This window comes from Thermoanaerobacter mathranii subsp. mathranii str. A3 (genome assembly GCF_000092965.1).
In the GTDB taxonomy this organism is placed as follows: domain Bacteria; phylum Bacillota; class Thermoanaerobacteria; order Thermoanaerobacterales; family Thermoanaerobacteraceae; genus Thermoanaerobacter; species Thermoanaerobacter thermocopriae.
Map to the genome: position 1 here is coordinate 338081 of NC_014209.1, position 23761 is coordinate 361841.

The 23761-nt window shown below is 33.1% G+C and carries 22 protein-coding genes; 15 read left to right on the plus strand and 7 right to left on the minus strand.

Annotated elements, in window-relative coordinates; all coding sequences use genetic code 11:
* Nucleotides 1-187 precede the first annotated feature (187 nt).
* The 3 genes from TMATH_RS01575 to TMATH_RS01585 are packed head-to-tail and all read right to left on the minus strand — an operon-like array spanning nt 188 to nt 1481.
* Nucleotides 188-850: a peroxiredoxin gene (locus TMATH_RS01575; protein ID WP_003867082.1), complete on the minus strand. Its 663-nt coding sequence runs from the start codon at nt 848-850 to the stop codon at nt 188-190.
* Between the two features lie 3 nt (nt 851-853).
* The gene (locus tag TMATH_RS01580; protein WP_012994387.1) at nt 854-1288 is read right to left on the minus strand and encodes a Fur family transcriptional regulator; all 435 of its coding nucleotides are present in this window, start codon (nt 1286-1288) and stop codon (nt 854-856) included.
* A gap of 16 nt (nt 1289-1304) precedes the next feature.
* On the minus strand, nt 1305-1481 hold the full coding sequence (locus TMATH_RS01585) for a MarR family transcriptional regulator (RefSeq protein WP_012994388.1): 177 nt from the start codon (nt 1479-1481) through the stop codon (nt 1305-1307).
* Between the two features lie 330 nt (nt 1482-1811).
* Here TMATH_RS01585 and galT point away from each other — a divergent pair, with 330 nt between their 5' ends.
* The 4 genes from galT (at nt 1812) to TMATH_RS01605 (ending at nt 6232) form a co-directional block, all read left to right on the plus strand.
* The gene (gene galT / locus TMATH_RS01590; protein WP_012994389.1) at nt 1812-2777 is read left to right on the plus strand and encodes a galactose-1-phosphate uridylyltransferase; all 966 of its coding nucleotides are present in this window, start codon (nt 1812-1814) and stop codon (nt 2775-2777) included.
* A gap of 25 nt (nt 2778-2802) precedes the next feature.
* Nucleotides 2803-4371, plus strand: coding sequence for a hypothetical protein (locus TMATH_RS01595; protein ID WP_013149727.1), 1569 nt, complete (start codon nt 2803-2805; stop codon nt 4369-4371).
* On the plus strand, nt 4364-5530 hold the full coding sequence (gene glgA / locus TMATH_RS01600) for a glycogen synthase (protein ID WP_012994391.1): 1167 nt from the start codon (nt 4364-4366) through the stop codon (nt 5528-5530). The genes TMATH_RS01595 and glgA overlap by 8 nt, the downstream gene beginning before the upstream one ends.
* Nucleotides 5531-5611: 81 nt before the next feature.
* On the plus strand, nt 5612-6232 hold the full coding sequence (locus TMATH_RS01605) for a DedA family protein (RefSeq protein WP_012994393.1): 621 nt from the start codon (nt 5612-5614) through the stop codon (nt 6230-6232).
* A 97-nt stretch (nt 6233-6329) separates the two neighbouring features.
* Here TMATH_RS01605 and TMATH_RS01610 read toward each other — a convergent pair whose 3' ends face one another.
* Entirely contained in the window at nt 6330-7076 is a 747-nt protein-coding gene (locus tag TMATH_RS01610; protein WP_198002296.1) for a DUF881 domain-containing protein, read from the minus strand.
* Between the two features lie 293 nt (nt 7077-7369).
* Between TMATH_RS01610 and TMATH_RS01615 the strand changes: the two genes are divergently transcribed.
* The 4 genes from TMATH_RS01615 (at nt 7370) to TMATH_RS01630 (ending at nt 11020) form a co-directional block, all read left to right on the plus strand.
* Nucleotides 7370-8305 carry an L-lactate dehydrogenase gene (locus TMATH_RS01615; RefSeq protein WP_012994395.1) on the plus strand — a complete coding sequence of 312 codons (936 nt, stop codon included), beginning with the start codon at nt 7370-7372 and terminating at the stop codon, nt 8303-8305.
* An 84-nt stretch (nt 8306-8389) separates the two neighbouring features.
* Complete coding sequence (locus tag TMATH_RS01620) at nt 8390-8848, plus strand: ferritin family protein (RefSeq protein ID WP_012994396.1); 459 nt, start codon at nt 8390-8392, stop codon at nt 8846-8848.
* Between the two features lies 1 nt (nt 8849).
* Nucleotides 8850-9950, plus strand: coding sequence for an NAD(P)/FAD-dependent oxidoreductase (locus TMATH_RS01625; RefSeq protein ID WP_013149728.1), 1101 nt, complete (start codon nt 8850-8852; stop codon nt 9948-9950).
* A 2-nt stretch (nt 9951-9952) separates the two neighbouring features.
* On the plus strand, nt 9953-11020 hold the full coding sequence (locus tag TMATH_RS01630) for an NAD(P)/FAD-dependent oxidoreductase (protein WP_013149729.1): 1068 nt from the start codon (nt 9953-9955) through the stop codon (nt 11018-11020).
* 8 nt (nt 11021-11028) lie between these two features.
* On the opposite strand, the gene TMATH_RS01635 is transcribed toward TMATH_RS01630, so the two are convergent.
* Entirely contained in the window at nt 11029-11457 is a 429-nt protein-coding gene (locus tag TMATH_RS01635) for a PPC domain-containing DNA-binding protein (protein ID WP_013149730.1), read from the minus strand.
* Nucleotides 11458-11706: 249 nt separating this feature from the next.
* Between TMATH_RS01635 and TMATH_RS01640 the strand changes: the two genes are divergently transcribed.
* From TMATH_RS01640 to TMATH_RS01670, 7 genes are all read left to right on the plus strand, one after another.
* Nucleotides 11707-12714, plus strand: a complete 1008-nt coding sequence (locus tag TMATH_RS01640) for a sugar-binding protein (RefSeq protein WP_013149731.1) — start codon at nt 11707-11709, stop codon at nt 12712-12714.
* 9 nt (nt 12715-12723) lie between these two features.
* Complete coding sequence (locus tag TMATH_RS01645) at nt 12724-14232, plus strand: sensor histidine kinase (RefSeq protein WP_013149732.1); 1509 nt, start codon at nt 12724-12726, stop codon at nt 14230-14232.
* Entirely contained in the window at nt 14225-15838 is a 1614-nt protein-coding gene (locus tag TMATH_RS01650; RefSeq protein WP_012994402.1) for a response regulator, read from the plus strand. Before TMATH_RS01645 ends, TMATH_RS01650 begins: the two co-directional genes overlap by 8 nt.
* On the plus strand, nt 15828-16907 hold the full coding sequence (locus tag TMATH_RS01655) for a sugar ABC transporter substrate-binding protein (protein WP_012994403.1): 1080 nt from the start codon (nt 15828-15830) through the stop codon (nt 16905-16907). The genes TMATH_RS01650 and TMATH_RS01655 overlap by 11 nt, the downstream gene beginning before the upstream one ends.
* Nucleotides 16908-17082: 175 nt before the next feature.
* A complete protein-coding gene (locus TMATH_RS01660; protein ID WP_013149733.1) occupies nt 17083-18168 on the plus strand; it encodes a sugar ABC transporter substrate-binding protein in 1086 nt (361 codons plus the stop codon).
* 59 nt (nt 18169-18227) lie between these two features.
* Nucleotides 18228-19745: a xylose ABC transporter ATP-binding protein gene (locus TMATH_RS01665; RefSeq protein WP_012994405.1), complete on the plus strand. Its 1518-nt coding sequence runs from the start codon at nt 18228-18230 to the stop codon at nt 19743-19745.
* A gap of 2 nt (nt 19746-19747) precedes the next feature.
* On the plus strand, nt 19748-20914 hold the full coding sequence (locus tag TMATH_RS01670) for a sugar ABC transporter permease (RefSeq protein WP_012994406.1): 1167 nt from the start codon (nt 19748-19750) through the stop codon (nt 20912-20914).
* Between the two features lie 51 nt (nt 20915-20965).
* Here TMATH_RS01670 and gcvPB read toward each other — a convergent pair whose 3' ends face one another.
* A complete protein-coding gene (gcvPB, locus tag TMATH_RS01675) occupies nt 20966-22420 on the minus strand; it encodes an aminomethyl-transferring glycine dehydrogenase subunit GcvPB (RefSeq protein ID WP_013149734.1) in 1455 nt (484 codons plus the stop codon).
* Entirely contained in the window at nt 22421-23761 is a 1341-nt protein-coding gene (gcvPA, locus tag TMATH_RS01680; protein ID WP_013149735.1) for an aminomethyl-transferring glycine dehydrogenase subunit GcvPA, read from the minus strand.

Sequence of the window (23761 nt, forward strand, 5' to 3'; positions counted from 1 at the left end):
TTTAGTTACTATTTTTTCAATCAATTACTTCCAAAATCTTTTCTACTTCTTTTTTTGCCTATGTAATAAAGGGTTACGAATTTATTTACTCTCATAAAGATTTCATTTGTCAACAAATTAAAGCGACGACCTACTTTGTTAAAGAGGTCGTCGCTGTCGAAAAGAAGGGATATTTTATGGGTGACCTTTATTTCAAAGGCTTGTGTACAAACCACCAGTCAAAAGCTTCAATTTCTTTTGATTTAATTTTTTCTTTTCTTTCATTTGCAGAAGCTTCATCAGTGGAAGGTGGGACTATTACATGGTCTTTAATCAAGTAGTTATTTGGCCATTTCTCAGGGAGTGCCACGCCGTATTGGTCTGCTGTTTGCAATGCTTTTAATGCTCTTAATATTTCATCCACATTTCTTCCAACTTCTTGTGGATAATACATTATAAGTCTAATTGTTCCTTTGTCGTCTACTATAAATACTGCTCTTACAGTATTGGTGCCTTTGCCTGGATGAATCATTCCTAATTGGTTAGAGACTTTTCCTAAGTCATCGGCTATGACTGGGAAAGGAATAGCTATGTTTGTGTTGTCCTTTATCCACTCTACCCATTTTATATGGGAGAAAACTTGGTCAACTGAAAGACCTATTAATTCAGTGTTTAATTCTTTAAAGTCATTAGCTTTCCTTGCAAATTCTACAAATTCTGTTGTGCAAACTGGTGTAAAGTCTGCTGGGTGGCTAAAAAGCACAAACCATTTTCCTGCGTAATCTTCAGGCAGTCTCTTTACTCCCTGAGTTGTTACTACCTCCATAGATGGGAATTTTTCTCCTAATAATTTCATTCTAATTTCCTCCATTTTTTAAGCCTCCTTATTTTTCTCATTACATTTTTTGCATATACCATAAACATTTATATCGACATTTTTAATTACAAATCCTTTTAATTCTTCCACATTTATAATTTCCTCTGATACAGGAAAATCATATACCTTGCCACATATTTCGCATTTAAAGTGTCCGTGAAAATAAACATTGATATCATATCGCAATTCCTTTTCTTTCAAAGATAGAGCATTTACAACTCCTTTTTCCATAAACAATTCCAATGTGTTGTAAATACTGGTTTTTGAAAGGGTTGGTATTTCATTTATTAAGTATTGATAAATATCATCAGCTGTTGGGTGTATTCTATTGTTTAAAAGGTATTCTAATACTTTTATCCTTATAGTAGAAGGTTTTATATCATGTCTCTTTAAATAATCTTTTAATTGCTCTATTGTATAAGTCATTTTCATTACTTCTTTCTCACGATTATTTTGCTGCGTAGTAGCATCTTTTGGGAGAAATTATCAGATCCTCTTTCTTAAGTTCTTTTATAGCTTTGTCCACCTCTTTTTTGTCTAAATTAGCTTTTTGTGCAATATCTCCTGGTCTTAAAGGTTCAGAGGATTCTTTTAAAATTTTTAACACTAACTCTTTTACTTCCATTTATCTCACCTCGTTTGTATTAAATTTAATTTTGTACTGATTTCAATTTTATTATAATATCAATTTTCTTTTTTGTCAACAGTTTTTTTAAAAATTTATTTTTATTTTTACCACTTAAAGGAGGATTATTAAATACAGAGAAGTAATCTTCAAAAAAACATTGACAATTTTAAAGGAAAAGTATATTATAGTAATAGAATGCATTCGGTTGCATAAAAGTTCTTGACATTTCTCCCCGATTTGATTAATTGTCAAAATTAATCAAATTCTTTTTTTAATGTTGGATGCATTCGATTGCATTTACTAAAAAGAATAGGAGAGGTCTTACAAATGTCCGAAATAAGATATGACCTTATAACTGGTAAAAGGGTGATTATAGCTACAGAGCGAGGTAAAAGACCTCATGATTTCAATGTAAACTATGAGGAAAAGAAAAATAATACTTGTCCTTTTTGCCCAGGAAACGAAGAGATGACTCCTCCTACTTTAGTTGAAATTAAGGATAAAAAAGGGAACTGGTTAGTCAGAGGATTTGAAAATAAATTTGCAGCAGTGAACACAGATTTAAAGAGTTTTGAGGCACCATCCCTTTATAAAGCGGAATATGGCTATGGTGTAGCGGAAGTGATAGTAGAGTCACCAGAACACGATGTAACTTTTGGAAGTTTATCTTTAGAACAAATGCAAAAAGTTTTTATGGCAATAATTGAGCGTTATAAAAAAATTGCTCAAGACGATAAAATAAAATACATTCAGGTGTTTAAAAATTTTGGGGCAAGAGGAGGAGCTTCCTTAGAACACGGGCACTGGCAAATTATAGCTACTTCTTTTATTCCAGATGTAGTAGAAAAAGAAGTAGCAGGTACACAAGAATATATTAAGAAGAAGGGCAAATGTCCTTATTGTGAAATTGTCAAATATGAAAAAGAAGAAGGCAAAAGGATAATAAGTGAAAATGAGAATTTCATTGTTATCGCTCCTTATGCATCTCAATATCCTTATGAATGTTGGATAATACCCAAAGAGCATCAAGAAAGATTTGAAGAGTTAAAAGAAGAAAATGTTGCAAGTTTGACTAAAATTTTGAAGACTCTTATAGTAAAGTACGAGAGAGAATTTAACTTTCCGCCATATAATATTGTGGTTCATACATTACCAATTTATGATACAAGAAATTACCATTGGCATTTTGAAATTGCCCCAAGGCTTACTGTGGCAGCTGGTTTTGAGTTAGGGACAGGAGTTTATATAAATCCAGTGCCACCAGAATTGGCAGCATCAGTTTTAAGAATATAAAAATTTTATTGAAAGAAGTGGTCAAATGTATATTAGTAAAACTTTCAACTTTGAAGATATACCTACAAAACTGAAAGATATACTTAAAAATATAAATAAAGACAATTTTAAAAAGTTTAGGTGGTTTCAGGAAAAGGCTTATGATATTTTAGATATATTTTTATTTGATTATGCAATATTGTCTAAAAAAGAAGCTGAGGTCATAATTGCAGCTATTATAGCTTTTGTAGTGAAAGCTTCAACGAGTAATAAGGAGATTATGTTGCTTTATTATGTACCTTTAATTATAACTCCTTATTTTAGGAATAATGATTTAATAGATATTATTGAGAGTCCAAATTTAAAAGCTTTTATATATGATGGAATCGACGATATAAATTATGTTAAGTTTTTAAATAAAGCGTTAAATGAAGAAACAGTTATAAAATTTGAGTCTGGTGCCAAATTAATTCCTTATAACCTTAAAAAAGACGATATATACAGTGCAAGAAGGCTGAGTAATAAGTCTAGTAATAGTTTAACATTTTTACAAAAAAATGAAATAATAAAGACTTATAGGAAATTTGTAAAAGGAGTTAATCCTGACCTTGAGATGACTTTTGAACTTAAAAATGCAGGTTTTGGAAATGTTCAAGATATAAGAGGATATTTTTTATATGAAGACAGTAGCGGAGAAAGGTACACTGTCGCTATAATAGTGGAACACATAAAAAACATGGGAGACATGTGGCAATATACTCAAGAGTATCTGTCTTCTGTAATTTCTACTTTATCCGATTATGATAAAATTGAGGAAAGTTACGTAGAAGGCTACTTGAGCGATTATCTTGAAGAGGTAAGAGAGATAGCAAGGATAATTGCCGATATGCATATTAAGTTGTCTTATATTGATAAAGAAGATTTTGCTAAAAGAAATGTGGAAATATCAGATGTTGAAGAAATAGTAAAAAGTATAAAAAATAATTTTACTAAACTTCTAAATTTTGTAAAATTATCTACATTTGATGAACAAATAACTTCTATGATAGAAGAGATTATAAAGCAACAAGAGTTTTTAATGAGCAAATTAGAAGAATTTAAAAATAGTGCTGTTCTTGGCAAATATATAAGATGTCATGGAGACCTACACTTAGAGCAGATTTTAAAGACTGAAGAGGGATATGTGATAATAGATTTTGAAGGGGAACCGACAAAACCTATTGAGATGAGGAGAAAAAAAATATCTCCCTTAAAAGATGTAGCAGGCATGGTACGCTCTTTTAGTTATGCTGCTTATTTTAATTATCTTAATGCAAAAGGTAAGTTTCAGGATGAAAAAATAGAAAAAGCGCTGTTATGGTGGGAAAGAGCTGTCACAGAGACTTTTGTAGAAAACTATTTGGAATTGGTGACAAGGGAAGCACCAGACATTATACCAGATGGTGAAAATTTCGATAAGGCTTTAGCTATTTTTAAATTAGATAAAGCTCTTTTTGAAGGAATTTATGAGGTAAATAATAGACCTTCTTGGTTTAGAATACCTTTAAAAGGTATTTTAGAGTGTATTGAGGATTTGAAATTGGAAAAACACGGATCGGAGGTAAATTATGGATAAGTTAAAAGTTACAATGTTTACAAATGAATATCCTCCTAATATTTACGGTGGAGCAGGAGTGCATGTAGATTATCTTGTCAGGGAGCTGTCTAAACTGATGAAAGTAGATGTAAGATGCTTTGGTGACCAAGATTATACGGCTGATAATCTAAAAGTCCGTGGATATAAAGAGTGGGATAAGTTAAAGGAAAATTCAGATCCAAGATATCAGAAAGTTTTAGGACCTTTTTCCATAGATTTGGCAATGGTGAAGGATGAGATAGACTCAGATATTTTACACTGCCATACCTGGTATACTTTTATGGCGGGCTTTTTAGCTAAAAAATTGTATGATAAACCCCTTGTGGTTACAATTCACAGCCTTGAGCCTTTAAGGCCATGGAAAGAGGAACAGTTAGGCAATGGATATAAATTAAGTTCTTGGATGGAAAGAACAGGGATTGAAGCAGCCGATAGGGTTATAGCAGTATCACAAGGTTCAAAAGAAGATATATTAAAGTATTACAATATTCCAGAGGAAAAAGTTGAAGTTATATATAACGGCATAGATTTGAACCAATACCAGAAAACAGATAGAAATATTGCTCGCAAAAAATATGGAATTGAGGGTAAATACATTCTCTTTGTAGGAAGAATATCAAGGCAAAAGGGCATTACTCATTTAATAGATGCAGTAAAGTATCTACCTAAGGATATAAAGGTTGTACTATGTGCTAGTTCTCCAGATACACAAGAGGTTTTAGAAGAAGTAGAGCAAAAAGTTAAACTTTACGACAATATTATTTGGATAAATAAAATGGTGGAAAAAGAAGAAATTATAGAGTTATACAGCAATGCGGAAGTTTTTGCTTGCCCTTCTATTTATGAACCTTTCGGCATTATAAATTTAGAAGCAATGGCTTGTAAAACTCCTGTTGTGGCAAGTGCTACAGGAGGAATTAAAGAGGTTGTGGTTCATGAAGAGACAGGATTCCTTGTGGAACCAGGCAATTCTGAAGAATTAGCAAAATATATAAACATACTTTTGAATAACAAAGATTTAGCTATAAAGTTTGGAGAAAATGGGAGAAAACGTGTTGAAGAGATGTTTAGTTGGGAAAGTATTGCTAGAAAGACTTATGAGATGTACAAGGATGTAATAGAGAAATATAAAAAATAAATGCGCTAAGGCAGGGGTGACAATTGCCCTGCTTTGTTTATTTGTGTTATAATAAATTTAAAAATAATGGATGGTGTGGCGATGGAAGGACAATCTTTTCTTTATAATGCGATAATAAATTATGGTTATATAGCGCTTTTTATAGGACTTTTAATTGAAGGAACTGGAGCCCCAGGGCCAGTGCAAATACTATTTTTTGCTGCGGCGTATTTGGCTACAAAAGGAGAAATGAACCTTTTTTATGTTATAGTCATCGCTACATTAGGAAATATAACAGGAAATGTGATAGCTTATTTGGTAGGCTATTATAAAGGTAGGCCTGTTGTTGAAAAATACGGTAAATATTTAAAAATAACAGTAAAAGACCTTGAAGCTATGGACAAATGGTTTGCTAAATATGGAGGTTTTACAGTTTTATTAGGTAGGTTAATAGGACTTCCGCGAACCCCGGCTATTTGGGCTTCAGGTATAACCCGTATGAATTTTACTGCGTATGTAATATTTTCTGCTATTGCTGATTTTATATGGTCTACTTTTTGGACAGTAGTATCTTATCTTGCCGCTGTACAATTGATTAAAATAAACTTTTTTGTAAAAAGCTACTCGGCTTGGGTGTATTTTGCTTCCACAATAGGGTTTATTATATTTTTATATATGGTTTGGAGGATACTTCTTTGGATGAAAGAAAGGTATCTGACATAGATATTTAAAAGATAACCACTTTAAAGTCATCAGAAAAATTAAGACAGGTTTAACAAAGGATAAACCTGTCTTTTCTATATCAACAAAATGAAAGTGCTTAATTAGTCACAGGTTTAGCGTAAAAGAATTTAATAGGCTCACTGTATTTAGGTATTACTATTCTATCAGAAGTTTGTATGTCCACTTTAATACCATAAAATTTTAAAGTATCTATTATTCCACCTTTTATATTAAGAGCTGCTTTAAGTGTCTCAGGATCTCCTATTGCTTTTATCACGTAAGGAGGAGCATATCGGGTAGAGTTTATGTTTATTGTGGGACCCACACATCGTATTTCGGATGTTGCAATTAATCTTTGGTCGTTTATAGCTATTGCTTCAGCTCCACCCGCTTTCAATTCATTTACAATATTTAGTAAATCTTCATCATGAACTAAGTACAAGTTAGGGTCTTCCCCGTCTCGGGGCTGTAAGTCGCTGTCATTTACAGTTACTATAACTCCTGGGCCTTCCATATCTGTAAGTCCCGCTAAAGATTTATATTTTTCTATATCCTGTTGTAGATTTTTTAAAGCGGCATCATTTTTTGAGGCAGCATCTTCGTACTCTTTGAATCTTTTGGTGAGTTCTTCTAATTGTTGTTCTAAGTTTGCCTTTTCTTCTTGAACTTTTTTGAGCTGCTGAGTAAGTTCTTCTGACCTTGCATAATTTGTAGCTACAGTAGGGGTAGAGGTTCTATTGCTACCTTGAACAGTTTTAAATTGAATAGAAATCATTAAGCCCATTGCGATAAATACAAGCATAAAAGATAAAGTTTGCAATACCTTTCCTTTCAATTTTTCCACATCCTTTCTCTATATAAAAAGACGTCTTCGTCTTGCTTTTGGTTTCAGCTTATGTTGCTTTTGTAAATAACTATGCTACTCTATAAATACTATAACATGGAAAATGTTAAAATTTATTAAGAAATTATTAAGTTTTTATTACAAGAAGGTTACAAAAGCCTTAATATTCCCCAGAGGAATCATTTTAAACGTGAATATATTAATTAATTTAGAGAAAAAATAAACTTGACTATTTTTTGAAATCTGATAAACTTTTATTAACAGAAAATTAATATTGAAAAGGAGAGAGTATTATGAACAAAATATCTATAATAGGTTCTGGATTTGTTGGTGCTACTACTGCATACACACTGGCTTTGAGTGGATTTGTCAAAACTATTGTATTAATAGATATTAACAAAGACAAAGCAGAAGGTGATGCTCTTGACATAAGCCACGGTGTACCATTTATTAGTCCAGTTGAAGTGTACGCGGGAGATTATGGTGATGCTGCAGGTTCTGACATAATAATTATTACAGCGGGAGCAGCACAAAAACCGGGGGAAACCAGACTTGACTTAGTGAAAAGAAATACAATGATTTTTAAGGACATAGTGGCAAAACTTATTAAAGTAAATGACACAGCCATATATCTTATAGTTACAAATCCAGTAGATATTCTTACATACGTTACCTATAAAATATCTGGCTTGCCATACGGAAGAGTATTGGGGTCTGGCACAGTTCTCGACAGTGCGAGATTTAGATATCTTTTAAGCAAACATTGCAATATAGATCCGAGGAATATACACGGATATATAATTGGGGAGCATGGCGATTCTGAACTTGCAGCTTGGAGCATTACAAACATAGCAGGTATACCAATAGATGATTACTGCAATTTATGCGGAAAAGCATGTGAAAAAGATTTTAGAGATGAGATTTTTAATGATGTTGTAAGAGCTGCCTATACGATAATAGAAAAAAAAGGGGCGACATATTATGCGGTTGCTCTTGCAGTAAAAAGAATTGTAGAAGCTATTTTAAAAGATGAACATTCCATTTTGACTGTGTCATCTCCATTAACCGGCCAATATGGCGTTACAAATGTGGCTTTGAGCCTTCCTTCCGTTGTTGGGCGAAATGGAATCGTGAATATACTTGAATTACCACTTTCACAGGAAGAAATTGATGCTTTTAGAAGATCAGCCGAAATTATTAAAGGTGTAATACAAGAGCTTGATATATAAGAGGGGAAACCCTCTTTTTTGTATATAAAAAGTCACAGTGTGAAAACATAATAATTAAATAATGATATTTAGGGTGTGATAAAAATGCAGAAAATAACACAGCAGGAAATTATTCTAAGTTCATTTGTTGAAGCACAAAATTTAGAAAAGATATTGCTAGATAAGGTCAGGGAATATGGGAAAGAGTCAGTTGACAATCAAATAAAGGGATTATTAAAACAAATTGAAATAATGATAAAAAACCATAAAGAAGATATACAGAAGGCACAAAAGACTATGCATATTAGTTCTCTTGTCAAAAAAAATATGTCTCAAGAGCCATTAGACATGCTTCAAGATTTATTAAAAAATTTAGTTAATATTCAAGCTTTTTACAATGAAACTGTTGTGAATGTTACTAATCCTTACGTTAGGCAGTTGTTTACTCAAATGAGGGATGATGTTATGAGATTCATTTCTATTCTTCAAATTGAAATTGAAAGTCTGGAATCGAAACCTTCTATTCCAAATAACACAGTTTTAAATACACCGGAGATGAGTTAATATGAAAGTGGCTATTATTGGGGCTGGAGTTTCAGGGCTGGCTGCGGCAATTACTTTTCAAAGGTATGGTATTATACCAGATATTTTTGAAAAAAAGTGCAAAATAGGTGATTTGTATAACCATGTGGCAGGGTTATTAAAAGTAATAAACCGGCCTATAAAGGATCCACTTCATTATCTTAAAAATGTTTATGGAATAGAAATAAAACCAATTAACACAATTGACAAAATAGTAATGAAAGGACCAACTGTAACGGCTTCTGTAAATGGGAATAATCTTGGGTATATGATTTTAAAAGGACAGGATGCAAACTCTCTTGAAAATCAATTGTATAATAAGTTAGAAATACCAGTTAATTTCAATATAGAAGCTGATTACAAAAAGTTAAAAGATAATTATGACTATCTAATTATTGCTACGGGAAGTTCGCAGATTCCAAAAGAATTGGGCTGTTGGCAAGAGCTGGTGACGACCTGGGTGAGGGTAGCAAGTGTTTTAGGGAATTTTGATACAAAAACTCTTATAATGTGGATAAACACTCTTTACACTAAAAGCGGTTATGTTTATTTAATTCCTTATAATGAAAAAAGAGCCGTCTTAGCTATGGTAGTGCCTTATATTTCCAAGGAGGAATTACAGTATTATTGGGACACATTTCTAAAGGTAGAAAAGATGAATGTGGATATTGTAAATATGGTGGATTTGGAGCATATTTCTGGCAATTGTTTTCCACATCAATATGAGAATCTGCTTTTTGTTGGGAATGCAGGGGGAGCGATAGAGCCTTTTTTAGGATTTGGGACTTTTAACTCTATTGTAAGTGGAGCTATAGCAGCAAAAAGTATTGTTCAAGGAGCTGATTTTGAAAAGGAAATAAGATTTTTGTCTGAGGCCAATATAAAGATGCTGGAGTTTAGAAAAGCTTTAGACCTTATAGACAATGATAAGTTGGATAAATTAATAAAAATTCTTACTTTTCCTCCTGTAAAAAAAATTGTATACCATACTAATTTTAATGTTATAAAATATGGCTCTATTTTTATGAGATATACAATGAATAAAATGAATAATAAACCTTATGAACACAGAAAGAAGGTATGAAAATGAGAGTAGCAATAATTGGAGCAGGAGTAGCAGGGCTATGTTGTGCATACACTCTTGGAAAATTAGGAATATCTTGTGATATTTATGAAAGAAAACATACCATTGGAAGCCTGTATTCTTATGGAGAATTGTTATTGCACATTGCACATAGACCCTGTAAGGATCCTCTTAAGTTTATAGCTAAAGAGTTTGGAATTTTAATTGAACCTTTAAATGAAGTAAGAAAGATAGTTATCAAATCTCCAAAGAGGGAAGCTTTCATTGAAGGTAAACAACTTGGATATATTGTAAAAAGGGGACAAGAACAGGAAAGCATAGAAAACCAATTGGCAAAAAAAATAAATGCAAAAATAAATTTTAATATAAATGCGGATTATAGGGAATTAGCCAAATCTTATGATTATGTTGTAGTTGCTACAGGCAGCAGCATGATAGCAAAACAACTTACAGAAGTTAAAAATGTAGTTTCTACAAGGATTAAAGGAGGAATTGCATTAGGAGATTTTGAGCCTAATACCGTATATTTATGGCTTAATACTATGTATGCAAGGTCAGGTTTTGGTTATCTTGTTCCTCTTAGTAAAAGTAACGCTTCAATAATTCTTGTGGCTACCTATACGCAAAAAGAAGAGATTGAAAATATGTGGCACACATTTTTGTATCAAGAAAAATTAGATTATGAGATGATAGAAACTTTTGAAACAGAATTGGACATCAGTATAACAGATAAACATCAAATAGATAATATGTTTCTAATAGGAAATGCAGGGGGATTTTTAGATCCTTTTTTAGGATTTGGACTTTTAAACGCTGTGGAGAGCGCAGTCTATGCGGCAGAATCAATAAAACATGGAGGAGATTATGAAAAAAAAGTAAAAAGAATAACAGATAGAGTTGATAAGCTTATAGGTTTTAGGAAGATGATGGATAGTATAAAAAATGAAGACTATGATAGAATAGTAAAGGTAATTGAAAATCCTATAGTCAAAAGAGTGATGTACAGAACTAATTTAGATGTGATAAAATATCTGCATTATTTTATAAAACATCAAAGACCCAGCAATTAGACTGGGCCTTAAATATTCCACAATTGAAGTCCTGTTGTTTCATCGTAAATTCTTTCTAGCTTATTTTCGCCATAATCTGATATTACAAATTCCGCAGCAAATATTATTGTTCCTTCCATTAAATGACCACCGAAAGCGTTTCCGTTTTTATCTGCTAATGTGATGTGGACATGAGCAAAGGGCTTGCCGTCTTTTACTGAGATATTTCCTGTGGCATTTAGTATTTCCATATGTTCGTCTTTTGATATGTAGATGTAGTTTTTGCTTTGTGCATCATAGTAACTAAATACTGCTTTTGATACAGCACCTATTATGCGTATTTCACCAGAACGTATATTTTCACTGGTAATGATTTTATTAATTTCTTCTAAAAGGTCTTTCCCGTATTGAAATCTTCCTATAAATCTTCTTTCAATTGATACACTTTTATACCCCATAAAACCACATCCTTTTAACTTTTATTTTTTATATAATTATATCATAAACTTGCTTAGATTTGGAATTTGCAAATTGCGCCTCATTTTTAAATTTTTTCAATAAAGGATTTTTGAAAAATTTAGCGAATAAATATAAAAAAGTAGACAATTTTTGTGTGACAACTACTTAATAATTTTAAGTTGATATTTAATCGTCAATATTTTATTATTAGTGTAAAAGAAACGTAAGGAGGAAATAGTGTAAGCTTTATGAAAACGTTAAATGAGAACTTTTTTAGGTTAATAGACAAGGTCATTTTGATTTTGGTGATTTTGATAGCAGCATTGAGCATTTTTTTGTATAAGCTTGAAAAGGTAGAAGAACCTATTTTTGCAAAAACATCACAATATCACTTTTATATGGTAGCTCAAAATTCTGTAGACCCTTTTTGGAAAGAGGTAAAAATGGGTGCTATGGATGCTGCAAAACGTTACAATGTCGCAATTGAATTTAATGCTCCTAAATTTAATAACATCCAAGAGGAACTTCAGTATTTGGATATTGCTATACTGTCTAAAGTTGATGGCATAATAACTCATGTTTCCAACAGTAAAGAATTTGTAGACTTGATTGAAGAGGCCTATAAAGAAGGGATACCAGTAATTACTATAGAAAATGACGCAAAAGATAGCAAAAGACAGGCTTTTATAGGTACTAACAGTTTTCAATTAGGTGAAGAAGCCGGAAAGCTTATGATTAAAGCAACCAAAGGGAAAGCTAACATTGCTATAATCGTCAGCAATGATTATCAATTAGACACTGTAAATCAAAATTTGAAAATCAATGGCTTTTTAGATGCCATAAAGGATTATCCTCAAATGAAAGTAGTAAAAGTTTACACTTCAAAATTAGGTACTTTAAGCGCAGAAGAGATTACTCAGTCAATTATAAGCAGTAAGCAAAACATAAATGCTATTTATACTACAGATTCTGTAGATACCATTGGTACTGCACAAGTAATAGTTGATTTTAACAAAGTCGGAGAGATAGCGGTTGTAGGTTATGGAGATACTGCGGATATTTTAAGGTATATCGACAAAGGAATAATATACGGCACAGTTATGAGTGATCCTTATAGAATAGGATATGAAAGTGTAAAGTCTATGGTAGAAATTAAAGAAAAAAATAATGTCTCTACATTTGTTGATATAGGAGTAAATGTTATTACTAAGCACAATGTCAAGGAATATTTCAAAAGAATACAATTAATGGAGTAAGGTGATGGGATGAAAAAAGATGTGTGGAGATTTACAGGCATAAGGCGAAAATTGATAGTTTATTACCTCCTAATCACTGTTTTAATGGGTATCACAAGTTTTTATTCGTATTATAATACGAAGTCAGTTATAAATCGTTTAAAATCAATTTTTGTGGATTATATATACCTTAACAATTTAAATGCCGATGTAAACACGCTGGAAACAGAAGTGGAGAAGTATTTATCTACCAAATCCTCAGATGCCCTTTTAAATTATTATACTCTCTATAACAAGCTTCAAGAACAAGCCTCCGCTATTTTAAATGAAAAAAACTATGACCAGGATGGTTTAATGTTAAAGGATATAGGAAATATGATTGAAAGTCTTTTGAATGAAACTGACGCGGCAATAAATGCTAAAAGAGGTAGGATAAGCAGCGAATACATTGCGCATTTTACGAGGTCCATTAGAATAAGCGAATATATAAAACTCTACATTAACAATCTTCTTAACAGCAAATTGCAAGAGGGCTCTTTAAAGTACGCTTCTATATCAAAGAACATGGAGTTTATAAGCTATTTGAATGTGTTTTTAATAATAGGTTCTATTCTTTTTAACATATTTCTTGCAATATTTTTTACCTATCGAATTACAAAACCTCTTATGGACCTTTCTTATTTGGCGGTGAGAGTTTCAAAAGGAGATTTTGATGTACGACCGGTAGAAATAGAGACAAACGATGAGATAAGTATCCTTGCAGAAGCTTTTAATAAAATGGTGGTAAGTATAAGAAATTATATAGGTGAAATAAAAAATCAGGCAGAAGTGGAGAAAAAATTAAAAGAGCAAGAAATGCAGAATCTCAAGATGAGAAATATTTTAAAAGAGGCAGAACTTAAGGCTTTGCAATCCCAGATAAATCCTCATTTTCTATTTAATACCCTAAATGCAGCTGCACAATTGGCAATGATGGAGGGGGCAGATAAGTCTTCGGAGTTTATAGAAAACGTTGCAAAGCTTTTTAGGTATAATTTAAAAAAATTGGATACTACAGTTACATTGCAAGACGAAATAAACAATGTAAAGACATATATGTACATTTTAAAAACAAGATTTGGAGACAGAGTTGATTTTAAAGTAGAAGTAGATGAAAAGGTTTTAGATGTAGAAATGCCTTGTACAATAATTCAGCCCGTAGTGGAAAATGCTTTTATTCACGGATTAGAGGATGTAGAAGAAGGAGGCTTTATTAAACTTACCGTAAAAAGAGATGATGATAAAGTTTTAATAGAAGTTGTTGACAATGGGAGGGGAATGAGCAAAGAAAAAGTAAAGGCAATATTATCAGCAGACTATGAGGATTTGTCCAAAAAGCATGTTACAGGTATTGGATTGCACAATATCATAAACAGGCTAAGGCTTTTTTATAACATTTCTGCTATACAAGATGTAATTGAGATAGATAGCAAAATAGGAGAGGGAACAAAAGTTACTTTAAAAATTCCTTTAATGAAGGGTGATAAAGAAAATGATTAGATTGTTTATTGCGGATGATGAGCAAATAGTTATAGATTCAATTAAATTTATCATAGAAAAGAATGATGTAAAAGCTGATATAATTGGTTTTGCTAAATCTGGAAGAGAAGCCATTGAAAAAGTGGAAATTTTAAAACCTGATGTAGTTTTTATGGATATAAAGATGCCAGGAATAGATGGAATTGAAGCCATAAAGCAAATTAAAGAAAGGCATAAGGACATAATTTTTGTTATTATTACCGCTTATGAGTATTTTAATTATGCGAAAGAGGCAATAGACCTTGGAGTGTTAGATTATCTTTTGAAACCTCTTAATAGAAATAAAGTTGTAGAAGCTATAAAAAAAGCTATTGAGGTGATTGAAAAAAGAAGAGAGGCAATGTTAAAGGAGTTAGAGTTAAAGGAGAAACTCAATAAAATTATTCCTTATTTAGAAGGGCAATTTTTGTATACTACTCTTTTTAGTGGTATAACCTATGATGACTTGTCCTTTTATGAAGAAATATTTGGAATTAAATTACAACGTGGTTATGCTATGATAGTAACAGTAGATGATGTTGACAACAACCTCAAAGGTCAAACTCTAAAATTAAGCATAGATAAACAGAATTTTTATGATCATTTTAAAACAATTGTAAAAAATATAAAAAAATGTTTGGTAGGTTACTTTTTTATTGACAAAGTATTTGTGTACTTTCCTGTGGTGGAGGAAGATTCATTTGAGATTAAAAATGATTCTATAGAAACAGCGCAGAAAATAATAGAAGCTATAAACCAAAAAGTGAAAATTCCTTACAGGATTGGAATAGGTAGAGCTTACAATTTCGAAAATATTTTGAAATCTTATTATGAAGCAGAAATGGCATTAAAAATGGAAAAAAATGAACTGATTGCACATTTTGATGATATTGCAATGCCACAAAATAGATTTAAGCCTTATCCTATTAATAAAGAAAGACTTTTTATTGATAGGCTTATGGCTGGAGACCTTCAAGGATCTTTTACTATATTTAATGAAATTTACGAATGGATGGTTTTGGAATACCAAGAGGATGTAGATAAAATAAAGTCCAAACTTATAGAAATAATCGGTGTTATTAAAAGGAATCTTTCCTATTATGTTGAGGAGGAAAAATTTATCGAAAACCGAGAACTGGAAGAAATTTTAAAAATAAACGACGTTGACAAAATAAAGTTTATATTTATCAACACTCTGAAAAATCTATTCGACAGCATAAAAACTATCAACAAAGAAAAAATGGATACCCTTATGACAAAAATAATTAGATTTATAGAGAACAATTTCAACAAAGATATTACACTGGATGACGTTGCAAAAGAAGTTAATATGAGTTACCACTATTTCAGCAAATTTTTCAAAGATCAAACTGGAAAAAATTTCGTCGATTACTTGACAAATTTGAGAGTAACTAAAGCCAGAGAACTTTTAGAGGATGAGAGTGTAAGCATAAAAGAAGTGTGCTACAAGGTTGGCTACAGCGACCCAAATTATTTTAGCAAGATATTTAAAAAAGCTACAGGGATGACGCCTACAGAGTACAGATTGGCTATTTACAAAAAAGGGGGTGTAGTTGGTGGAGAGTAAAAATGTAATCAAAGTGATAGTAGCAATTGTCCTGATGATTATTTTTGGTGTTTTAGTTTTTTTGACTGTTAAGCATGTAGTAGCATATAGAGAGGTAAAGAGTGTAAACTCTAACTTAGATAAAAAAGGGCACAAAATTAAAATTGGTTTTTCTCTTGGTACCTTAAAAGAAGAAAGATGGATAAAAGATAGAGATATAGTAATGGCAAAATTACGGGAATTAGGGGCAGAGGTTTTGGTACAAAACGCTAATAATGATGACCAAGACCAATTAAAACAGGTGAGATACCTTTTGGACCAAAAAATTGACGTACTTATCATTGTTCCAAATGACCTTGAAAAAGCCTCTTATGCGGTATCATTGGCACAAAAAGAAGGGGTAAAAGTGATATCCTATGACAGGCTTGTTACAAAATCAAATGTAGACCTTTATATATCTTTTAACAACATAAAAGTTGGGAAACTGATGGCGGAATATTTAGTGAAAAGAGTACCGAGAGGGAATTATTTAATAATAAATGGTGCTACGACGGATAACAACACAAAAATGATAAAGGAAGGATATGACAGTGTTCTAAAGCCCAGAATTGAAAGTGGAGATATAAAAATTGTAAAAGAAGACTGGGCACCTAATTGGATGACAGAATACGCTTTTAATTCTACAGATGAACTGCTGCAAAAGGGTGTGAAAATTGATGCCGTAATAGCGGGGGATGATGCTTTAGCGGGAGGAATTATAGAGGCTTTATCAGAGCACAGATTGGCGGGAAAAGTATTGGTTGCAGCTCAAGACGCTGACCTTGCTGCATGTCAAAGGATAGTGGAAGGAACTCAGGCTATGACAGTGTACAAACCAATTGATAAATTGGCAGAAGCTACAGCAAAAATGGCTATGAAACTTGCGAGAGGTGAAAAATTAGACGTTAAAAATACCATATATGACGGGAAATATTACGTTCCTTATTATGTTCTTGAACCAATTGCTGTTGATAAAACTAATATAGATGATACTGTAATAAAAGACGGTTTTCACAATCGTGATGAGGTATACAGAAATGTATTCAAATGATTTTTCAGGCTTTAAGCCTGTATTTTTTTGTCTTAAAAAATTACAGATAAGATAAGTTAAAAAATTTAAGTCGCCAAAAAAGTAAAGGATAACAAAAAAAGTTCCAGAGGCAATTTGAGAGGGGAGATAGAATTATATAAATGACAAAAAACAAAATTTTTAAGGAGGGTATTGTATGGTAAAGTCTAAAAAATTGTTGGCATTTTTCTTGGTTATGATATTGACATTGTCTGTTGTATTAGCAGGATGTACTAGTTCAAAGACAAATGAGACGACAAACACTACTTCAAGTAATGGTTCAAGTAGCACAGAAACTAAAAAAATAAAAATCGGTTTTTCTCTTCCAACAATGAGAGAAGAAAGGTATCAAAGAGATAGAGATGCATTTGTTGAAGAAGCAGAAAAACTTGGAGCAGAAGTTTTAGTACAAGGTGCAAATAACGATGAAAACCTTCAGAATAGCCAAGTAGAAAACCTTATCACCCAAGGAATAGACGTATTAGTTCTTGATCCACAAAATGCTGCTTCTGCAGCTACCTTGGTTGAAAAAGCTCATCAAGCGGGGATTAAGGTTATCTCTTATGACAGACTTATATTAAATTCTGAACCAGACGTGTATATCTCTTTTGATAATGAAAGAGTAGGAGAGTTACAGGGAGAATTCCTCACAAAGTTGGTACCAAAGGGAACTTATTTCATATTTGCTGGTGCTCCAACTGACAACAATGCTACATTGTTCAAAAAAGGAGCAATGAAATATATTCAACCTCTTGTTGACAAAGGAGATATAAAAATAGCTTTTGACCAGGCAATAAAAGACTGGGACCCAAATGAGGCTTTAAAACTTGCTGAAAACGCTCTTACTGCTAACAAAAACAAAGTGGATGCTATTCTTGCACCTAACGATGGCACTGCAGGTGGTATAATACAGGCCTTAGCAGAACAAAAATTGGCTGGTAAAGTGCCAATTACAGGTCAAGATGCAGAACTTGCAGCAGTGAAGAGGATTGTGGAAGGCACACAATCAATGACAGTGTTCAAAGATGTAAGAGTTCTTGCTAGAAAGGCTGCTCAAATTGCTGTAATGTTAGCTCAAGGGAAAGAAGTAAAAGATATACCGGAAATTAATAAGACTGTAAACAATCAAAAGATAGATGTTCCATCATTGTTGTTGACACCAGTTGTTATAACAAAGGACAACATTGATAAAGAGCTTATTGACAGTGGTTGGTTTACAAGGGAACAAGTGTACGGTAAGTAAAACTCTAAGGGACAGGTATTAACGCCTGTTCCTTAATTAAGCATTAGGCGGGGGATAATATGAGCGAGTATATTCTTGAAATGAGAAACATAACAAAGGAATTTCCTGGAGTTAAAGCATTGGATAATGTAAATTTCAAAGTTAAAAGAGGGGAAATTCACGCGTTAGTAGGAGAAAATGGAGCGGGAAAGTCTACCTTGATGAAGATATTAAGTGGTGTTTATCCTTATGGAACTTATAAAGGAGACATAATCATAGATGGTGAAGTGAAGCAATTTCGAAATATTAAAGATAGTGAAAAAAGTGGTATAGCGATTATTTATCAGGAGCTCACTCTGGTAAAGTATATGACAGTAGGCGAAAACATATTTTTAGGTGAAGAGCCTGTAAAAGGCGGAATAATTGATTGGATGAAAGTTTACTCTGAGACTTATAGACTTTTGAAAGAGTTGCAGATTAATGTAAACCCCTATACAAAAGTTATGAATTTAGGAATTGGGCATCAACAAATGGTAGAAATAGCGAAGGCTCTTTCAAAAAAAGCGAGGATTTTAATATTAGATGAGCCTACTTCTGCATTGACAGAAAGCGAAACAGAACATCTTCTCAATATTTTGAAAGATTTGAAGAAAAATGGTGTAACTTGTATATACATTTCTCACAAGCTTAATGAAGTATTTGAAATTGCAGATTCAATCACTGTATTAAGAGATGGCAAAACGATAATGACGGACAAAAAAGAAAATTTCACAGAAAACAAGGTAATTTCTTTAATGGTAGGGCGTGAGCTTACACAGAGATTCCCAAGAGCTAAGCATACGCCAGGGGAAGTGGTTTTCGAGGTTAAAAATTACACAGTTTATGACCATGAAATACCGGGCAAGAAAATTATTGACAATGTAAGCTTTAAAGCCAGGAGAGGCGAGATATTAGGTATTGCAGGACTTATGGGAGCAGGGAGGACAGAACTTGCTGCTAGTATATTTGGTGCATTTAAAGGTAGAAAAGAAGGGGAAATATATTTAAATGGCAAAAAAATTGAAATAAACACTCCCAGCGATGCGATAAAACATGGAATTGCCTATCTTTCAGAGGATAGGAAAAGGTTTGGCCTTGTGACTTTGATGGATGTACAAGAAAATATAGCACTTCCTAACTATGACAGACTATCAAAATTTAGTATTATAAATAACAATGCAAAAATTAAACATGCAGAAAAGTATGTAAAAGAGTTAAAAATAAAAACACCAACCATAAGACAAAGGGTTGCTAATTTAAGTGGAGGAAACCAGCAAAAAGTGGTTATTGCAAAGTGGCTTATGTCAGACCCAAAAGTTTTGATACTGGACGAACCAACTAGAGGAATAGATGTGGGAGCTAAGTTTGAAATATATAATCTAATGAATAAATTGGTTGATATGGGCGTGTGTGTAATAATGATATCTTCAGAACTGCCTGAAATATTGGGAATGAGTGATAGAATACTGGTAATTCATGAAGGAAAAATCAATGGAGAATTTCCAATAGAAGAAGCAGACCAAGAAAAAATCATGTACTGTGCAACTGGAGGTAAGTAATTATGATGGAAAGCAAAGTGAGCAAAACAACTGAAAAGCGCATTTTAAATCATTTCAAGATAGATATAAGGTCATATACTATGATATTAGCTTTATTGGGGATATGGATTATTTTTTCAATATTGACCCATGGCGATTTTCTATCTCCGAGAAACTTGTCCATGCTTGCCAGGCAAATGTCTATAACAGCAATTTTAGCTTCAGGTATGGTTTTAGTTATAGTTGCTGGGCATATAGACTTATCTGTTGGTTCTGTGGCAGGGTTTACAGGAGCTATAGCTGCAATTCTTCAGGTGATATATCATTGGGATACAGTGCCGACAATAATAGTGACTCTTATGGCTGGGCTTGCTATTGGAGTTTGGCAAGGATTTTGGATAGCCTATAGAAAAGTGCCTGCTTTTATAGTGACCTTAAGCTCAATGCTTGTTTTTAGAGGTGGAATTTTATTAATTACAAAAGGTGTTACTATATCTCCTTTAAAACAGGACTTCACAGTCGTAGGACAGGGATATATTCCTCCATTGTTTAGCGTTATTCTTGCTGTGGTGGCAGGTGTTTTGTATGTAATCATGGACCTTAAGAATAGAAATTCTCGAATTAAATACGGCTTAAGTGTGTCCAGCTGGGGAATAGAACTGGCAAAAATTGCAGGAGTATTGATTTTCATCGCTTTGTTTACAAGTGTTATGATATCTTATGAAGGAATTCCTGTGCCAGTATTACTTGTTTTGGTAATTGTGATTTTGCTTACTTTTGTGGCTCAAAATACGACTTTTGGACGTTATGTTTATGCGATAGGCGGAAATAAAGAAGCAGCAGCTTACTCAGGAATAAACATAGCTAAGACGAACATGACGATTTTCTTGATTATGGGGGTTTTATCGGCAATTGCAGGTATAGTTTTGACTTCAAGGTTAAATGCTGCTACAACTAGTGCAGGAAATTTGTTTGAGCTGGATGCTATAGCTTCGGCAATTATCGGTGGAACAAGCACGTTAGGAGGAGAAGGAACAGTACCAGGAGCGATTTTAGGTGCTCTTATTATGGCTAGTATAGATAATGGCATGAGTCTTATGAATATAGATTATTCTATATTGACAATTGTAAAGGGCCTTGTATTAGTACTTGCAGTGTGGGTGGATATTTCAACAAAGAAGAGGGGATAAAAAAGACGGGTAGGTCCGTCTTTTTTATCCCCATTTTTCAATGGTTCACCTCTATTTGCTACACTTTAAAACAGGATTTCTTGCTGCTAGTACCTCATCAACTCTTCTTACAGGCGTGTTATGAGGAGCTTCTTTTAATAATTGCGGATTTTCTTTTGCTTCCTCTGCTATTTTGATCATTGCTTCAATAAAAGCATCCAGTGTTTCTTTGTTTTCAGTTTCTGTAGGTTCAATCATTATGGCTTCTTCAACAATTAGTGGGAAATATATTGTAGGTGGATGAAAACCGTAATCTATGAGCCTCTTAGCGACATCTAATGTTCTGATATCATTGACTTTTTCTAAAAGACCTGCTAAAACAAATTCATGCATGCATACTTTGTCAACAGCCACTTTATAGTGATTTTTAAGTTTTTCTTTAAGATAATTAGCATTTAAAACGGCCATTTCGCTGGCTCTCTTAAGTCCTTCAGCTCCCATAGTCAGAATATACGAATAAGCTTTTACAAGTACATTGAAATTACCATAAAAGCTTCTTACTTTTCCAATTGAAAGTGGTCTGTCATAGTTTAGGGTGTACATACCGTCCTTAAACTCTATTACGGGCACTGGCAAAAAGTCAGCAAGCTCTTTTTTGACACCTACAGGTCCAGAACCTGGTCCTCCACCACCGTGAGGTGTAGAAAATGTCTTATGAAGATTTAAATGTACCACGTCAAATCCCATGTCACCAGGGCGTGTGATTCCCATTATAGCATTCATATTTGCACCGTCGTAATACAAAAGCCCTCCTGCTTCGTGTACTAGTCTTGCGATTTCTACTATATTTTCTTCAAAAAGTCCTAAAGTACTTGGATTTGTGAGCATAAGTCCTGCTACTTCCTCATTTAAAACGGTTTTTAACGCCTCAAGGTCTATTGCGCCTTCTTTGTTAGACTTAATTTCAATGACGTCAAAACCCGCAACTGTTGCACTGGCAGGGTTTGTACCATGGGCAGAATCTGGAACGATTATTTTTTTACGCTTTTTGTCATTTCTGTGCTCGTGGTATGCTTTAATTATCATAAGGCCTGTCAATTCGCCATGTGCACCTGCAGCAGGCTGTAATGTGAATTTATCCATTCCCGTTATTTCAGAGAGCATATTTTCTAATTCATACATGAGTTTCAAAGCGCCTTGTACAGTTTCTACTGGTTGATAGGGATGTAAAGCTGTAAAACCTGTGAGGGAGGCCATGTCTTCGTTTATTTTAGGGTTATATTTCATTGTGCAGGACCCTAAAGGATAAAAGCCTGTGTCAACGCCATAATTTTTATTTGACAACAAAGTGTAATGCCTTATTATATCTACTTCACTTACTTCAGGAAGCTCTATTTCTTCTTTTCTTATCATCTGTTCCGGGAGTATTTCTTCTAATGTCTTTTCCTCCACATCTAATTTAGGAAAAGTATAGGCTTTTCTTTCTTTTTTTGACAATTCAAATATTAATTTATTGTACTCCTTCATTTATATCACCTCCAGCAGAGCTTTTAATCTATCAATTTCTTCTTTTGTTCTCTTTTCTGTAAAAGCCAGTAACATTGTATTTTTGTATTTATCGTAATCTCTGTGGAGGTTGTATCCGCCTAGTATCCCGTTTTCTAAAAGCTTTTGATTAATTATGTCTATATCTATCTCACTCTTTATTGCAAATTCCATGAAAAATGGTTTAGTAAAAGCCGGTTTATACTTTCCTGATGCAGTAAGTACTGAAAAAGCGTAATGAGCTTTTTGTGTACATTGATAAGCTACTTCTTTTATGCCTTTTTTACCCATGGTTGCAAGATATACTGCAGCAGTCAAGGCATTTAAGGAATGGTTGGAACAAATATTTGATGTAGCTTTTTCTCTTCTTATGTGTTGTTCTCTTGCTTGAAGGGTAAGGACAAAGGCTCTTTTACCGTCTACATCTTTTGTTTGGCCTACTATTCTTCCTGGCATTTTTCGTACAAGCTTTTGTGTTGTAGCTAAAAAGCCGAGATAAGGACCACCAAAGTTTAACCCATTTCCAAGAGACTGACCGTCTCCTACAGCTATGTCTGCACCAATTTCTCCTGGCGATTTGAGTATGCCGAGGGGTATTGGATGTACATAGGTTATCAACATCGCCTTATTTTCATGGGTTATTTTCTCAATTTGCTGTAAATCTTCAATAATTCCAAAGAAATTAGGATACTGTACAATTACTGCCGCGGCATTACTCCCAATTTTATTTTTTAAATTTTCTATGTCAGTTACGCCTTCTGTGTCCTCTATTTCAATTACTTGTATATCTCTAAAGTGCATGTAAGTTTTTAAAACTTTTCGAGTTTCAGGATTTACAGTTTTTGAAACTAATATGGTTTTTCTTTTTGTGTTTTCACATGCCATAATTGCAGCTTCTGCACAGGCAGTTGCACCATCATACATTGAGGCATTTGTGACTTCCATTTCCGTGAGGTTGCAAATCATCGTTTGATACTCAAATATAGCCTGTAAAGTTCCCTGGCTTATTTCTGGCTGATAAGGAGTATATGCTGTGTAAAATTCAGAACGGGAGATTATGTGTTTTACAATGGAAGGGATATAATGATCGTATACTCCTGCACCTAAAAAACTTATCAATTCTTCAAGATTTCTATTTTGTTCAGCATATCTTTTAATATGTCTTTTAAGCTCTATTTCTGACATTGGTTTAGCCAAATTTAGGGATCTATTTAAACGTACTTCTTTAGGAATGTTTTCGAATAGTTCTTCTACAGAGCTTTTTCCTATGCTCGTAAGCATTTCTTTTTCGTCATGAGAGGAGATGGGAAGGTAGGGAAACAT

Coding starts and splice junctions, on each gene's coding strand:
- TMATH_RS01575 (WP_003867082.1), bottom strand. CDS start 850: ATGGAGGAAATTAGAATGAAATTATTAGGAGAAAAATTCCCATCTATG.
- TMATH_RS01580 (WP_012994387.1), bottom strand. CDS start 1,288: ATGAAAATGACTTATACAATAGAGCAATTAAAAGATTATTTAAAGAGA.
- TMATH_RS01585 (WP_012994388.1), bottom strand. CDS start 1,481: ATGGAAGTAAAAGAGTTAGTGTTAAAAATTTTAAAAGAATCCTCTGAA.
- galT (WP_012994389.1), top strand. CDS start 1,812: ATGTCCGAAATAAGATATGACCTTATAACTGGTAAAAGGGTGATTATA.
- TMATH_RS01595 (WP_013149727.1), top strand. CDS start 2,803: ATGTATATTAGTAAAACTTTCAACTTTGAAGATATACCTACAAAACTG.
- glgA (WP_012994391.1), top strand. CDS start 4,364: ATGGATAAGTTAAAAGTTACAATGTTTACAAATGAATATCCTCCTAAT.
- TMATH_RS01605 (WP_012994393.1), top strand. CDS start 5,612: ATGGAAGGACAATCTTTTCTTTATAATGCGATAATAAATTATGGTTAT.
- TMATH_RS01615 (WP_012994395.1), top strand. CDS start 7,370: ATGAACAAAATATCTATAATAGGTTCTGGATTTGTTGGTGCTACTACT.
- TMATH_RS01620 (WP_012994396.1), top strand. CDS start 8,390: ATGCAGAAAATAACACAGCAGGAAATTATTCTAAGTTCATTTGTTGAA.
- TMATH_RS01625 (WP_013149728.1), top strand. CDS start 8,850: ATGAAAGTGGCTATTATTGGGGCTGGAGTTTCAGGGCTGGCTGCGGCA.
- TMATH_RS01630 (WP_013149729.1), top strand. CDS start 9,953: ATGAGAGTAGCAATAATTGGAGCAGGAGTAGCAGGGCTATGTTGTGCA.
- TMATH_RS01635 (WP_013149730.1), bottom strand. CDS start 11,457: ATGGGGTATAAAAGTGTATCAATTGAAAGAAGATTTATAGGAAGATTT.
- TMATH_RS01640 (WP_013149731.1), top strand. CDS start 11,707: ATGAAAACGTTAAATGAGAACTTTTTTAGGTTAATAGACAAGGTCATT.
- TMATH_RS01645 (WP_013149732.1), top strand. CDS start 12,724: ATGAAAAAAGATGTGTGGAGATTTACAGGCATAAGGCGAAAATTGATA.
- TMATH_RS01650 (WP_012994402.1), top strand. CDS start 14,225: ATGATTAGATTGTTTATTGCGGATGATGAGCAAATAGTTATAGATTCA.
- TMATH_RS01660 (WP_013149733.1), top strand. CDS start 17,083: ATGGTAAAGTCTAAAAAATTGTTGGCATTTTTCTTGGTTATGATATTG.
- TMATH_RS01665 (WP_012994405.1), top strand. CDS start 18,228: ATGAGCGAGTATATTCTTGAAATGAGAAACATAACAAAGGAATTTCCT.
- TMATH_RS01670 (WP_012994406.1), top strand. CDS start 19,748: ATGATGGAAAGCAAAGTGAGCAAAACAACTGAAAAGCGCATTTTAAAT.
- gcvPB (WP_013149734.1), bottom strand. CDS start 22,420: ATGAAGGAGTACAATAAATTAATATTTGAATTGTCAAAAAAAGAAAGA.
- gcvPA (WP_013149735.1), bottom strand. CDS start 23,761: ATGTTTCCCTACCTTCCCATCTCCTCTCATGACGAAAAAGAAATGCTT.